This is a genomic window from Stenotrophomonas sp. STEN031 (assembly GCF_056759975.1).
Genome location: NZ_JBRREA010000003.1, coordinates 119,728 through 134,610, shown reverse-complemented (window position 1 = coordinate 134,610; position 14,883 = coordinate 119,728). Strand labels below are relative to the sequence as shown.

The 14,883-nt window shown below is 62.5% G+C and carries 6 protein-coding genes; 3 read left to right on the top strand and 3 right to left on the bottom strand.

Annotated elements, in window-relative coordinates:
* Nucleotides 1–43 precede the first annotated feature (43 nt).
* Nucleotides 44–1,570 carry an esterase/lipase family protein gene (locus ACVOLQ_RS02300; protein WP_481526932.1) on the top strand — a complete coding sequence of 509 codons (1,527 nt, stop codon included), beginning with the start codon at nucleotides 44–46 and terminating at the stop codon, nucleotides 1,568–1,570.
* A 275-nt stretch (nucleotides 1,571–1,845) separates the two neighbouring features.
* Here ACVOLQ_RS02300 and ACVOLQ_RS02295 read toward each other — a convergent pair whose 3' ends face one another.
* Nucleotides 1,846–3,261, bottom strand: a complete 1,416-nt coding sequence (locus ACVOLQ_RS02295) for an aminotransferase-like domain-containing protein (protein WP_481526931.1) — start codon at nucleotides 3,259–3,261, stop codon at nucleotides 1,846–1,848.
* Nucleotides 3,262–3,531: 270 nt separating this feature from the next.
* Here ACVOLQ_RS02295 and ACVOLQ_RS02290 point away from each other — a divergent pair, with 270 nt between their 5' ends.
* Both ACVOLQ_RS02290 and ACVOLQ_RS02285 read left to right on the top strand, forming a co-directional pair.
* Nucleotides 3,532–4,731: a hypothetical protein gene (locus ACVOLQ_RS02290; protein WP_481526930.1), complete on the top strand. Its 1,200-nt coding sequence runs from the start codon at nucleotides 3,532–3,534 to the stop codon at nucleotides 4,729–4,731.
* A 32-nt stretch (nucleotides 4,732–4,763) separates the two neighbouring features.
* Nucleotides 4,764–5,687 carry a hydroxymethylglutaryl-CoA lyase gene (locus ACVOLQ_RS02285; RefSeq protein WP_481526929.1) on the top strand — a complete coding sequence of 308 codons (924 nt, stop codon included), beginning with the start codon at nucleotides 4,764–4,766 and terminating at the stop codon, nucleotides 5,685–5,687.
* A gap of 691 nt (nucleotides 5,688–6,378) precedes the next feature.
* Here ACVOLQ_RS02285 and ACVOLQ_RS02280 read toward each other — a convergent pair.
* Complete coding sequence (locus ACVOLQ_RS02280; protein ID WP_481526928.1) at nucleotides 6,379–8,439, bottom strand: UvrD-helicase domain-containing protein; 2,061 nt, start codon at nucleotides 8,437–8,439, stop codon at nucleotides 6,379–6,381.
* The gene (locus ACVOLQ_RS02275; protein ID WP_481526927.1) at nucleotides 8,436–14,825 is read right to left on the bottom strand and encodes a DEAD/DEAH box helicase; all 6,390 of its coding nucleotides are present in this window, start codon (nucleotides 14,823–14,825) and stop codon (nucleotides 8,436–8,438) included. Before ACVOLQ_RS02275 ends, ACVOLQ_RS02280 begins: the two co-directional genes overlap by 4 nt.
* Between the last annotated feature and the right edge of the window lie 58 nt (nucleotides 14,826–14,883).

Genomic DNA, 14,883 nt, shown 5'->3' with positions numbered 1-14,883 from the left:
AAAATCCGTTCACCATCGCCGGCAGTCCCCGCGGAGACCGGCCATGGAACGTATCGAACGCCCTTACTTCCCGATCATCTATGTGCGCGGTTATGCGATGACCCGCGATGAGATCGTCGAGACCACCTCCACGCCCTTCATGGGCTTCGAGGCCGGCTCCACCAAGATGCGCCAGGCGCAGGACGGCAGCATCGTCAAGTTCGTCTTCGAGTCGCCGCTGGTGCGCTTGATGAAGGACTACAACTACCGCGACGTCTACGAGTTCGGCGCCGAGCGCCGCGACCGCATCTCACCGCGCTGCATCGTCATCCATCGCTACTACGACCCGGCCGACCCGGCCTTCGGCGATGGCAAGACGCCTTCCATCGTCGATGCCGCCGCTGCGCTGGGCAAGCGCATCGAACAACTGCGCGACAGCATCTGCGGCACCAACGCGGGGATGCGCAAGGATTTCCGTGTCTATCTGGTGGCCCACTCGATGGGCGGACTGATCTGCCGCTGCCTCCTCCAGAACCCCGACGTGGCCAGCGCCGAGGTCCGAGCGATGGTCGACAAGGCCTTCACCTATGCCACGCCGCACAACGGCATCGAGGTCGGCGGCATCAACCTGCCGAACCTGCTGTCGATCAACGACATCAACAATTTCAACCGCAGCAACATGGGCAAGTACCTGAAGGTGCCCAAGGACAAGGTCAATACACTGGGCAATTCCGGCTTCCCGCCCGAGCGGCTGTTCTGCCTGATCGGTACCAACAGCCGCGACTACGCCGCTGCGCATGGCTTGTCTTCCTTTGCGGTCGGTGCACTGAGCGATGGCCTGGTACGCATTGCCAATGCCTATGTCGAAGGCTCACCGCGGGCCTTCGTCAACCGCAGCCACAGCGGCTACTTCGGCATCGTCAACTCCGAGGAGGGTTACCAGAACCTGGTGCGCTTCCTGTTCGGCGATACCTGCGCCACGGCCCAGCTCGACATCAGCGCCCTGCCCTTTCCGCCCGAGATCGAAGCCGCGCGCAAGCGCGGCAAGAAGATCGAATCCTCGTACTACATCGAGGCCACCGTCGCCCCGCGCGGTGCCTACACCTACGAACTCACCTCGCGCACCCAGGCCAACCAATGTGCCATCCGCCGCGGGTACGGCGATATCTTCGATGCGCAGGGCAACCTGCTCAAGGACAAACGCTCGACCGTGCTGTTCTCGGTGTTCCTCGACAGCAGCAAGATCCTGGCCGGCAGCGAGATCGCGTTTTCCATCGATCTTGCGGTCAGCAATGCCGGCTATCAGGTTGATGGCGCGCTGTTCCTGAAGAACCACATCCCCGGCGAGTACCTGTTCCGCAACACGCTGGTGGTCTTCGCCAAGCCCGACGATGCGGGCGGCTGGCGCCTGCGTTACGTGTGGAGCGATGATCAATGGGCCGGCGGTCCGAAGAACGAGGCCGAGCTGGACACGGCCCGCACCAAGGCCATCGGCATCAACCAGCAGGCACCCAATATCTTCGGCATTCCGCTGCAGTCGGCCAAAGGCTTCCAGGCAGAGCTGAAACTGTCGCTCTCTGACTGGCGCTAGGAAGAACGAGGGCCACGGCAATTGCGGAGCAGACGCCACCATGCTGCTGTTCTGTGGCGATGGCGCTTCTGGCCCGAAGCCGCAATTGCCACGACGTCGGCGCCAGGCGGAGCGCCACCCCGGCAAGGGACCCTCAATCGCGCCCCGCCCACTTTCGCCATCAGCGCGATGCACAGATCGTGGATCACCAGGACCCGCCGCACGACGCAATGATCAAGCCATGCGTCACTGCCGGTCGCGGCCGGCAGTGACAGTTCCGCACTTTCAGCCAGGCATCACGCCAGTGCCGCAACCTGGTCCATCTCCTCGCGGAGGCTGTCGATGAAGACGCTGTCGTTCAGATAGGCCACATTCAAGCGTGTCCATGGCGACACCTGCTCGGCGTCGACGTTGAAGAACGCACCGGGCGCCAGCACAACACCTCGTGCCAGCAGGCGGGCGGTCAGCTGGCGCGTATCGTCGATGCCATCGAAACGCGCCCACAGATACAAGCTCTGCTCGGGTGTGGCATAGACCGTGGCGTTGAGCCGCTGCAGCACGTCCAGACCTTCGGCAGTGGCGGCGCGGACGCGGTCCTGCAGGCGCCCGACATGGCGCAGGAAGTTCCCCTCGCGCAGGATCGCTTCAAGCACGCGTTCGCCATACTCGCTGCTGCCGATATGCAACAGCATCTTCAGGTCGGCCAGCTCCTCGATGTGGGCGTTCTCCCCGGCGATGAATCCGCTGCGCAGCGCGGCCGATACCGATTTTGAGAAACTACCCACATACAGCGTGTTGCGGAACTGCGCCAACGACGACAGGCGAAATGCCGAATTCGGCTTGAAGTCGGCCATGGCGTCGTTTTCGACGATCAGCACGTTGTGCGCCGCCGCCAGCTCAAGCAAACGCTTGCCGACCTCCGGCGACACATCGGTGCCGGTCGGATTGTGCGCGGTGCTCTGCATGAAGAAGATGCGCGCCTTGCTGGTCTGCAGCGCCGTCTCTAACTCGACCAGGTCCGGGCCATCCACGCGCCGGGTGATGGCGACGGATTTTGCGCCATGCAACTGCAGCTTGCCGAACAACGGGTAATAGCCCGGCTGTTCCACCAGCACGGTGTCACCGGGTGCAACATAACGCCGGATGATCAGGTCGAGCGCGTGATTGGCACCGAACGTGGTCACCAGCTGGCGTGGGCCAAGCTCCATGCCGTGCATGGCCAGGCGGCGTATCAGCTGCTGGCGCAGCGGCAGATAGCCGTAGCGGTTGCCGTAGCGGAAGAGGCTGCCGATGCCGCTGCGGGCAACCTGGCGGTGGAAGCGGTCAAGGCGCATATAGGTCAACCAATCGACCGGCGGAAAACCCTCCGCCAGATGCGAGCGCCCCGGCTCGCGGATTGCCTGTTGGCGCATCATCCACAGCGTATCGATCACCCGGCTGTAGCCGATCGGTTCCTCGTCCAAGTCGCGTTCGGCGGGCACCTCGATGCCGCGTACAAAGAAGCCCTTGCCGTGCTGCGCTTCGACCAGTGCTCTCTCGCCGAGCAGATCAAACGCCGAGATGACCGTGTTCTTCGAGTAGCCGTTCAATCGTGCGTACTCGCGCAACGAAGGCAGCTTGTCGCCGGGCTTCAGCACACCGGCCAGAATCTGGCGACCGATGTCCATGGCAACTTTTTCCGCTAGTGAAATCTTCCGTGGTTCAGAGCGCATAAAAATCCATGCAAAATTCTTCGGGCACTGACTGTATCGGCGCACCGCGGCACTCTGTAAAGAGCATAAACAGACATTTTGAGATGCGCTCGCGCTCGCGCGTCAACGGCTTTGCTGTTTCCTCTAACTGTACCCACCGGCTGCGCTGCATTGCTTACGCGCCGCTTGCAGATTCGCGCGACCCTCGATGGCGATCACTCGTGCAAGGGGATACGCGTGAACGCAGTTTTTGCACATTCACCACCCGCGGTTCCAGAACACGGGACTGCAATGCAGGCAGCAAAAACGCGCGCACATGCCGCCTGTACTTTCGCCGACAGTGCACTACCGGATGACTCGTTTGGCATCGGCGCGGACCGCGTCGGCTGCCGTGAGCCACCCAACGATCCGTCATCCGGCTTCATCGATGGCTTGCTGCTCAATGACATCGCGCAGCGCGGCCACATGCCAGGGATCAGCAGGACGTTGGCCTCTCTCATCAGTCGTTTGGCCCACCTCAGCGGCAACGATGGATTCATCGCCTTCGGCGCAGGCCCGCTCTTACGCGTATGCATTCAGTTCGCGGGCATCGACGACATCCGCAGCGCAGGTTCGCGGGTACTACGCCTTGGCAATCAGTTGGTCGGGCTGGCCAACACCATGAACCCGCTGCTGGTTGCCCACGGGGGCGGCTGCAAGAGCATCGACGCACATCCGGGCTACGCCCTTCGCCACGGTGCCTGCCTTGAGGTCGCGCTGGTTGTGGATCTTGCCGGGTGCTCCAATCGCCGCGGCATCAGCGGCATGGTTGCGGGGGTAGCGCAGCATATCGAGCCGCTGATCCAGGGTCGCAAGGTCGGAACGTCCATCACTCGCATCGCTGATCAGCAGCTGCTGTGCGCACAGATCACCCTGCAGACGCAGCGCTTCGCCCACTTCCTTGACGTCGATGCATTGGCCGGGCGCATTGTGGATCTGCACACCTTCATCTGTGCCCGTCAGTATCGGACCGACCTGTACAACGCCCGCATCGTTGAAACAGTGAACGCGGTGCTCGCCGGCACAGCCGCAACTCACACCCGGCCGCAGAACAGCTGGATGGCGCATGACCGCGACAATGCCGCGCTGGCCGTCTGGCACTGCGACCACCGTGGCCGTCTCTGCGGCAGGATTGCCGTGCCGGTGGTCGCCGCTCAGTGCGAGGTGTGCCAGGACAGGCAGCGTCCGGTACCTGCTGCCGATGCCTGCCCAGGCCCGCAGCCGATCAATCACGCCGCCGCCATCGGTCTGGCATGCAGTCTGGCCAGCCTGCATGCCCATGCGACTGACGCCATCGCTGCCGCGGAGCCCGCCAGGCACGCACGTAATCTCGCCCTATTGGTGGGCGCGCGAGCGGATGAGGTGGATCTGCTCGTGCAGGCCATGCCAGCTGCGGCAGACATCTGCAGCGACCGTGCGATGGCGTTGCTCGATGCACTGCGGAGCCGCTGATGCAAACACAGGCGCCGACAACGGCAGATCGGGTGCGCATCATCGAGACAGGCGCGCACCGCGGCTTGGCCAACCAGGCCAGGGTGCTGCCGACCACGGTGCGGATCAATCTGATCGAATTGTTGGAATCAGCAGGGATCAGGGAAGTCGAGATCGGTTCGTTCGCCCCCTCACGCCAGGTACCGCAGATGGCCGACACCGCGACACTCTGTGCGTTGTTGGGCACGCCGCCCATCGACCGGATCCGCTCGCTGTGGGTGCCAGACATGAAAGGGCTGGAAAGGGCCATCGCCACTGGCTGCCGCGATGTCACCGTCGTATCGGCGGCATCGGATGCGTATTGCCGCGCCAACTTCAATTGCAATATCGCCGAGAGCCTGCGCCGCGCCGACGAGATCGCCGGACATGCACTCGCAGCAGGCATCCAGGTCAGGGCTGCACTGTCCACGGCCATCGACTGTCCGTTCGATGGGAGGGTGGCGCTGTCGGATGTCACCCGCATTGTTGCGCGCTTCCATGAAATGGGCTGCCGCGAAATCAGCCTGGGAGACACAGCCGGATCGGGGACCCCTGCGTCAGTGGGCACGTTGCTCCGCGCGTGTGCCAGCGAGGTGCCCGTGCATCACCTCGCCGCCCATTTCCATGACACCTTCGGGCTGGCCATCGCCAACGTGGTTGAAGCACTGGAGCACGGCGTGCGCGCGTTCGACAGCGCCATTTCCGGGCTCGGTGGCGACGCCCATGCGCCGGATGCTGCCGGCAGCCTCGCCACCGAAGACCTGGTCTATCTGTGCACCGAGCTGGGTATCGGCTGCGGGGTAGATCTGGATGCGCTGCTGCTGGCGGCCGATTACATAGATTGCATACTGCAGCGCAAAACCGAATCGCGGGTGGGTCGCGCCCTGCGCGCCAGGCACCGCCAGGCCAAGGGCAGGACCGGGCTCCCGACGGGCTGAGATGGCCACGGCCCGCAGCCCTGCGCGCGGCGCAAGCGCACCAGGCACGCCTTGCCGCGGTTTCCAGTCCGTAGTCTCCGCGCCGGTCGGCCCTATCGTCGAAAAGCAGAAGCCCCGCGATGCGGGGCTTCTGGCGACCTGCTATGCATTCTCACAAAGAATGTCGCCGGTTTCTCAGGAAAATTGTCGCGGCACCACCACAGGGCCTTCGATGCCCAAAGCGAGGTCGCCCCTGTTCTGAACCGCCAAGCACTATCTCTTACGCGCGCCTACTTCGGCAGCGCTTGAGCGCCGGCGTCGGACCTCATTGCCTTGCACTCCTTCTTACCACCATCCAGCCGGCCAGGAGCGGACCTTAGTGAAGGACCGCTTTCTGCTGGGTCCACGACGTCCCCCGCCTTCAGTAGCACGGCGATTTAGGGAAGATATGAACAACTCCATCTTTAGTCGTGGCGTCCAAAATTTCGCCGAAGCTGGCGTTTCATGCAACGAAAAATCAATGACTTACCAGACAGGTTCGTGAGTAAGTTCCTTTCCAGCGACCAGCTTGGCGAATTGTTCAGGCCATCCTTAGAGTCCGGGGTCAATCGTATCGGATGCCAACTGTCTGGCGTAGTCGCTTGGGGTCAGCCCGACGTCCCGGTGGAAGCGCTCATCAACCACCAACTGCCCAGCGTCCCACCGCCGCCGACTACCGAATCAGCAACGCAACCGACTTCGCTCGCGTGAGCGAGACATACACCAGCTGCTCAAAGTCATCCCCAGCCCATCCACCGGCAAGAGCCAGCACTGCTACACAGTCAAACTCCAATCCTTTGGCTCGATGCATCGTCGCCACGCGCACCGCCGAAGAATCTGCCGATTCGACAGTGTCAGCCTCGATGGTGGTCGTTCCAATCCCCTTCTGATCGAGCGCAGACGCCACCGCATCCCGTAGCCTCGCAGTCGGTGCCATGACGCACACACTGGGCGATCCCTCTGCACCGACCTCACCCATCCAGGCAGAGACACGGCCGACGGCTACCGCGATAGCTTCGTCAACGTCGCCTGTCGCCAACACTTCAGGGACAGGCCCATGGGAAAGTGACTTATAGCGACGATTGTCGTCGCTGCCACCGTCCAGATCGTCGATATCGCGCCCTTCCAGTAGCGCAACAGCCAGTTTCCGGATCTCGTCAGTAGTGCGGTAATTGAGGTACAGCTTGCGCGAGCGCCCGCGAATATCGATTCCGCAGCGTCCCAGTACCGCCTTGTGCTTCGAGTAGATGCGCTGGTGACCATCGCCGACAAAGAACAGGTCGTTGCGGCCTGCGGGCACTATCGCCCGAATCAGCCGCAATGCTTGTGGTCCGAAATCCTGGGTTTCGTCGACAACCACTGCTGAGTACGCGGCAGCAGGTTCGTCCGTCAGCAGCTGAGCGGCATCTCGATAAGCGTCGTCCACATCCTTCATGCGCTTGGCGCTCAGTTGAGCGCGATACTCCTCGAAAACCGGCCAGACCAGATCCCGCTTGCTGCGTGACAGGATGACTTTGCGCCCAACACGGCTGACGCGACGGTAGTCGTCCAACGTCTGGACACCCTGCGCCGCCACGACCTGGTCCCACTCCTCCACATAGAACGCCTCATCCAGACCAGCATCCGGCGCGGCCACCTGCATGGCACGACCCCATGCCTCTGGGTCACGGCTGTAAATGATCTTGTGCTCGTAGTTGCGTTGGCGCAGGAAGCGATGCACCCAGCGATCGAGATTGCAGACCTCTACCTTGGCGACATCCGGATCATCTAGAAACAGGGACTTGAGGTTCTGTTCAACATCGAGCGAAAGGTTTCGAGTAAAGGTCGTGAACAGCACCTTTTGCCCATCGGAGGTGCGGTTCTTGGCAAGCCACTTCGCCCTGTGCAACGCCAGTACCGTCTTGCCGGTACCAGCACCACCAAGAATGCGGACCGGACCACTGCGATCGCCAAGCACCAGCTTACGCTGCACGGGGTGCAAGAAAATGCGCCACTGGGCCAAGGGCGCATTGAGGATGGCGGCCATTTCCGCGTCGCTAGTCACCACCACGAAGCGCGATTGGCTCTCCGCGGAATCCAGTGCCGCAACAAAATCACTGGTATCGAAGTTCCGATCGACGCGGGTCTCCCGCTCGCTCAGGACCTGTGAAACGCTGTCGCCTGCGGCCACCAGGAACAGCCCTTCGTACGCTTCGACAGGAAGTTGTGCCTGGATCGCATCCAGCTCTGTCTCGCTTCCAACTCGACGGACCAGTGGCACTAGTTCCTCAGGCGTTCCCAACTGAACCAAGGCCTCGTCGGACAGCCCAGCGAACAGAGGCTCGCGCTCCGCAAGCTTCTCCACCGCAATGTGTTCAACCCCGGCGGACTCGGTGTTCAGCTCCTCGACCGCCTCCAGACTTACTAGTTGTAGAGCACCCGTGACTGGATTGACCGCCATCTTGCGACGCTCGGCCCAACGGTAAGCATCGTCGTGGTGATCGACATGGAGCAGGATGTACAGGTCGCCCTGCTCGGGCTTGAAGACAATACCCCGCCAATCCTGGTCAATCCGAACGGAGCGGAGGTTGGGATCGCGGGCCGCCTTGATGGTCTCGTAGTTGATCCCGGGCGACATAGGATCCTGTTGAAACTTCAATGCCCATTTGACGATCCTGGCATGCACGGCCGATGGCAGCTTGCCCAGCCTCAACAAGAACTCCTGTGACAACGCGACGCGGGGCGTCATGCTCATCCATCACTCCTTTTCTGTTCCAGTACCAGCAAAGGCCACTCAGGCACACTGGCATCAATCACTGCCCAACCCGCTGCTTCCCATGAGCCGCGCATGTCGGCCTGGTGCGAGGCAAGCACGACCAGCCGCCAGACATCCCACGCCAGCTCCGCCTCCGCGGAGACATCACCCGACGCGGACGCCAACTCGAAGCCCACGTGGTTCGGCGCCGGTGCGCCAGCGCCCCGCAACTGGTCAATGCCTACGTGCAACTCTTCCAGCGCCAACCCTCTTGTGGTTCGCCACGGGTCTGCGTCCTCCGCCTTGTCGGCATCGAACGCACCGTTTGCCTGCACCAGCGTCCCATAGTCGCCGTGCAAGACCCCCGAGGTTTCCAGCAAATACGTATGAGGCAATACCTGAACGCGGTTGTAAAGTGCCAGCCACTCACGCCATGCCTGTTTGAGCTCGTCGGCTGAACCAGCCAGATCCGGAGACAGACGCACTGCCCCATATCCCGTGTCAAAGGTCTTCTGCAGGAAAGCCTTGGGCCAGGCATAGCAAAAGGTCGTAGCGCCGACAGAGTTCCGTGACAGCGCCGGCGCTCTTCCCAAGGGATCGTCCTGGTACCCATCGGGTAGCGCCGATGCAACATCCTGTAATGCCTTAGCCGCTACAGCCTGTTCGGGAGTTCCGGGGGGTACGACGAGACGCGCGGCCAGCATGGCTGCCTGTCGCTTCATGCGCTCAAGTCCCGTGTCCTCAGCCCCGGTAATAGGCGTTGCCAACAAACGCAGCAGAGCCGCCACGGCGTTTTCACTCCGCGCATGTGCAGGCACGCCGAGAGCCAAGGACGCCTGAGCGATCAGTGGGTGTTCCGGTGCCAATCGGGCATGTTCGACCTGCACGTCGATATTTGACTCGACCTCACCGGCAAGCGCCGCCTCGACATCCTCCCAGGTTACCGACCACACCCAGTACCGGCCGCTGGCTACCAGCGCAGAGCGCTTGCGTGCGTCATCGCGCAAGCAATCCTTGTGATAAGCCCAGCCATCGGCAAACACCGTTATCGGCCGACGCGGGGACGCTGACCGAATGGGGGTCAACACGAAATCAGGCCGTGAGGCCACCGCAACCCCGTCCTCCTTTCCCAGATCCACCTGCGGCCGCATCCAGTAGCGCTCACTGCCCACTTCCAGCAGATAGCCGGACTTGCCCTGCACCACCTCCTGCATGACACGAACGGGTGGCAGCACATTGTTGCCCTGCTTGTCCTTGCCCCCCCCCAGGCGACGCAAGCTCTCCACAAAGCGCGACTCGAGCACCGAGTCAAAATTGGGGTTGATGAAAATCTGCGATATGGAGGAAACGCGGGTCAGCTTGTCCAGCGACCCCACCAGTTCACCCAGCACGGTGACCGCGGTTCGCCGCGAGACCTGCGCCATCGCACGTCCCTGCCGGTACTGATAGACGCAGCGATAGCAGCCGTCCCTGTCCGGATCACTCTGACAAGGACAGCTCTGTATCTGCGCGTGGGCTTGTTGCAGTACCTCTCCAAGCGTCTGTGCATCCTCGCTAAGAAGCTGGTGCAGATACCCCGTTCCGCCTGGGACCGAGTCATACAACAGCACGTACTGGCGACGCGGCGCGCCATCCACGCCCGGTTCCTCCTGCGGCGTGATCCGCAAGTGGTCCACCTTGCCGCCAAACCGCTGCTTCAAGCCGAGCTGCAATGCGGCCATGAATGACTGCAGCACAATCTCGTCCAAGCCCGAGCGCGTGTACGGCACCAAGATGCGCAGTGCCTCCGAAGCAAATTCGCGGTACAGGTACAGGCAATCAATGATGTTGGCTGCATCGTCACTGCCGAGGGCCACGCAATCGCGGGCATGGTTCTGTGCAGGTGCATCCTGCCCGCCGGGCCTGCGTCGAGGCAGCTTCTGCACCATGCCGCAATGCCGGCACAGCTTGAATCCCGGACGAACCGAATCGCGATCGGCAACCCGGAAGCTCTCACCATTCCTGCCCATCTCCCCAAAGTTGATGTCGCGGAAACTGGCGCGGCGGATGAACTCGAAACCGAAAGCTACTTCGTCTGACTCCAGCTTCCACGCGATCTCCACATCGCCCGGCTCGAAATCCACCAGCAGCTGGCGCACGAAAAACTTGGGCTCACGATCGTCGGAGCTGTCATCAATACGCGATTTGGCGTCATTGGCGTTGGCCATGGCCTGCTTGAACCGTAGCAACGTGCGCTTCTGCGACACGTTGGCCCACATCGCCTCGCCACAACGCGGGCATGCAGGATGCGCATCCCCCGTTAGCTCAACGTTCTCCATGTGGTGACAGGACGGACAAAGCCTCCACTGCTCAGCCTTAGCCAGTTGCATGTTGATCTGATCGATCTCGACGCGGCGACGGTTAGCATAGAAGCGGCTTTCCGGCGCAAATTCAGACAATGCAGAAGACGCGGGCCGCTCGTACCGCTCAGCCGGCAGGGTCACATAAGCACCATTCCCATCCTCGCCCTCGCCGCGCTTGCGCCAAAGGATGGACTTCAGTTCAACTCCCGCTTCCGGGAACGCGTAATTGGGTATCAGGCCGGCATCGGTCAACGTCCCCAGCAGTTCACGGCCGCCGATCTCGCGCGCCAGTTCCAGTGCCTTGTCCCGCTCCCGGCTCAGCTCGCCGACCTGTTGCTGTGTGGCTTCATCCTGCGGCTGCGCCTTCAGTGCCGTAATACGTTGCTTGTTGTCCGCCGCGCGCCGACGATGGGCGGCACGCTCCTTGGACAGCTCCTCCAGCACCTTGAGCAGGCCCAGTCGGAGTCCATCCACATCCCCATTGCCGAACATGTAATCCCGCAAACTGGCCTCGACGCGCAGGTGCAGGTCCGCCCCCATCAGCACGAGGAATCGCTCGAGCAGCGCCGCCTCATCCTGCTGGATGAACGTCAGCAGGTTGTACGGGAAGCGCCCCAGATCGTTCTTGTCTATGGCATCCAACGCCGCACTGGTCTTGTCGGGAAAGGCCGTATCCGGGATACCGCTTGCCACCCAGGAGTCAATGCAGAATGCCAGCAGCTGGCGCCTCAACACCTCGGCAGCCTGCAGGAAAACACCCGGAGGGTTGACCTGTCCCGCCATCATTTCGTGCGGCTGCTCATAGAAGTACAGGTCGTGCGGGCTGGCGCCGTCGGCCAACGTCACCACCATCGCATTGCCATCGCGACGGCCAGCGCGACCCACACGCTGCAAAAAGCTGGCCTGCGAAGGTGGCACCGAGCACAGCAGCACCGACGACAGGCTGCCGATATCCACGCCCATCTCCAGCGTGGGCGTGGCCGACAGCAAGTTCTCGTACCAAGGTTTCGCGCTCTCGGCGGAGGTCTTGAAGCGAATTTCCAAGGCTTCGCGCGTGTCGCGCTCCAGCAGGCCCGTGTGCTCGGCCGAAATCACACGACGGATATCGCCGTCTCGGAACCGCCGGGCCATCCATTCGCCTGCACCACCCGGCTGCTCCGAATGTGCATAGACTTCCTGCATCGCATCCAGGCAGGGTATCCCCTGCAGCCGGCCTGCCAGATTGGCCGGAACCGACAGCGTGCGCCTGCCTCGTTCAGAACGCAGATGCGTGACGCGGGTATCCAGCACCAGCCGCCCCGCGTTCAGCGCCACCGCCCGGCCTGCCGCGCCGTCGGCGGCGACCAACAGGCCATCGGTCAGCAAGACGTCGATCGCCGCTCCATAGAGGTCTGCCTCGGCGCGCTGCGGCAGCAGATGCGTACGCCCCAGGGTGGCCGCAAGCCAATCTTGGTACCAGGTCCGTCCCCGTGTCTGCATCAGGCGATCCGCATCCCGATGTGTTCCGAGCGTCAGGAACACCGGATGCGGGCCGAACTGCGTCATACCGGGCAACCACAGTTCACGCCCACCACGCGCGCTGAAGGCGAACAGACCGCCTTCACGGAAGTAGTGCTCCATCTCGGGGTGGGTCACCGCGCCGCGTTGCCGCAGCCGGATGACAAAGCCCCATAGCCAATGCAACACCGTCTCGGCCGACAAGTCGCGCAGACCAAACTGTTCGGCCAGCGTGACCGCCAACTGCGCCGCCACCTTGTCCAGGGCGTCGACCGGCGGCGCCAGGGTCGCCATGCCAATGCGGTCCAGCGTGCGGCCGCGGCAGCTGAGATACGTAAACTCGGACACCGCTTGCCATGCCAAGCGCCTGGTGACCCGATCCAGCAAGCCACCGCCTGCAGCCAGATGGCCCGATTCGCGCAGCTGGTCCCATTCATGCTGCCAAGTCATGTTCGGCCCGATGAACTCGGTGACAAACGCTTCGGGTGACATGCGGGCGGGATCACGCCACCACTCGGGCAACGCCATCAGGAAGTCGGACCAACCCATCACCGGTTGAGCCTTGGCCTCCAGCACACGCGCCATGGCCATACGTACGTTGTTGAGATAGGTCCGGCTACCGAAGAATCCGGCGCGGTGCGCCGCGTCCTGCACGGAGTCGGAGAACGCGATCAGCTTCTTGTCGTCGTTGTATGGCGTGGCCCAACTCTGCTCGATCAGCTGCGCGCCCAAGGTCGCGCTGCGTGCACCCACCAACAACAGCCGGTCCCGCGAACCGCAGGCCGGACATCGCTTCTCGTGCCAATTGAACGCAACTCCCTCACGGACTGTCTGCCCCTGCTCCAACATGTCCCAGACCGCGACGAGCTCGTCGTGTCCGCAGGATACGCAAGCGCCGGGGCCATCCTGCAAGCCACCGCATTGGCCGCACAGGTGCACGCCGCGGGCATCGCACTGTGGCGATGACAGCCCAGCACGTGGATACAGTCGGGCCACCTCCGGCGCCGCACGGAACCAGGCGTTGTAGATCGTCTCCAGCTCGCGGTCGAGCCGGGTGGCATTGGCTGGCCTGCGGGCCAGCCAACCCGTGGTGCGGCACTCCGAGCACTGCACCAACGGCAGGTTCAAACGGTGGGTGTCGGCCTTCAGGTCAGCCGCCGAGCGCAACTCCACTTCCGCCCCATTGGGCGTGACACTGGCAACCAAACGACGCAACTCACGCATCCATACCTGCACCCTGAGAGTAACCAGCGGTCGCTTCGGATCGGCCGGATCGCGCGCCCAGGCCAACAATGCAACGAGCGCATCGAGCACCTTGCCGGCATACGGACGTGCCGTTTCTGGCAACGGCCCAGCCATCTGCTCATGCAACTGCGGCCACTCCCCGATACCACCCTTGAGCAGGCGCAGCAGGTTGTGGAAGAGCAAATGCTGTTTCAGCAGATCCCCAAGCGCTGCTCGCCAGCCAAGATCGGCCACGGCTGCGGGCGGGGACTCACTGGGGAAGAACACCGGGAACCACGCAGCGATAGCCGCCTCCGGCGTGACATATGCACTGGCATCAAGGCACTCGGATAAATCCTGACGCCCGTCCAGAACGTGGAGGATGGGCTTGTCTCCCAGGAACTCCGCCACGCTATCGCGACTCTCGGTGACCACCGACTCCGCCGGGAATTCACTCGCGAAGATCTGTCGTGCGTAGTCGCGCAACGGCAGCGTATCGCCATCGCCCAGCGTGGCCGACGTCCCCGCGCAGATCAGGTGGTCTTCGGGCGTTTGCAGCCGCGCACGAAGACGGCGCAGTAGCAACGAAAGATCCGTGCCCTGTGCACCGTCGAAGGTATGCAGCTCGTCCACCACCACATAACGGAGCACTTCCGGTCCGTTGTGTGCCCATAGCTTGCGATCCTTGGGTCGCACCAGCAGGTAGTCGAGCATCTTGTAGTTGGTCAGCAACACGTCCGGCGGCGCCTTGCGCATGGCATCGCGGTCGGTGATGACCGATGTGGGCGTCATCACAGTCTCGCCGCCGGTCTTGCCGCCCCCGCCCACGTACAGGCCAACGCGTAGCCCTGCAAACTCAGGGGTCCCGGCGATGACCTCGGCGAAACGACGGGCCTGGTCCGTAGCCAACGCGTTCATCGGATAGATGACCAGCGCCTTGATGCCGTGCACCTGTCCCGCTTGGCGCGCACGCAAGCAATGGTCCAGCACTGGATACAGGAAGCACTCGGTCTTGCCGCTGCCCGTACCCGTGGCCACAAGAGTATTGGCCGCCCCGCGGTTGGAGGCCAGACGGCGCCATGCGGCCTCTTGGTGAGCGAAGCCAGGAAACTTCAATGTGAACCCTGAGAAGAACCCAGCCCCCTCGACACCAGTTCGAAAAGGAAGCCCGACCTGAAGATACGGCCCTTTATCTACACTGTGCTCGCGCTCCACAAATCGTTGCATCACGCCGTGGAAAAAGCCGTCCGACGCCTCGTAGGCGGAAACCAGGAAGTTCCGGGTACTTTTGCGAATTTCGCTAGCGAGAATGGAGGGGAGCATTGCGATTATCAATTCGACCTATTCAGATGTAAAAACAAATCAAAGACACAAAAAAGAG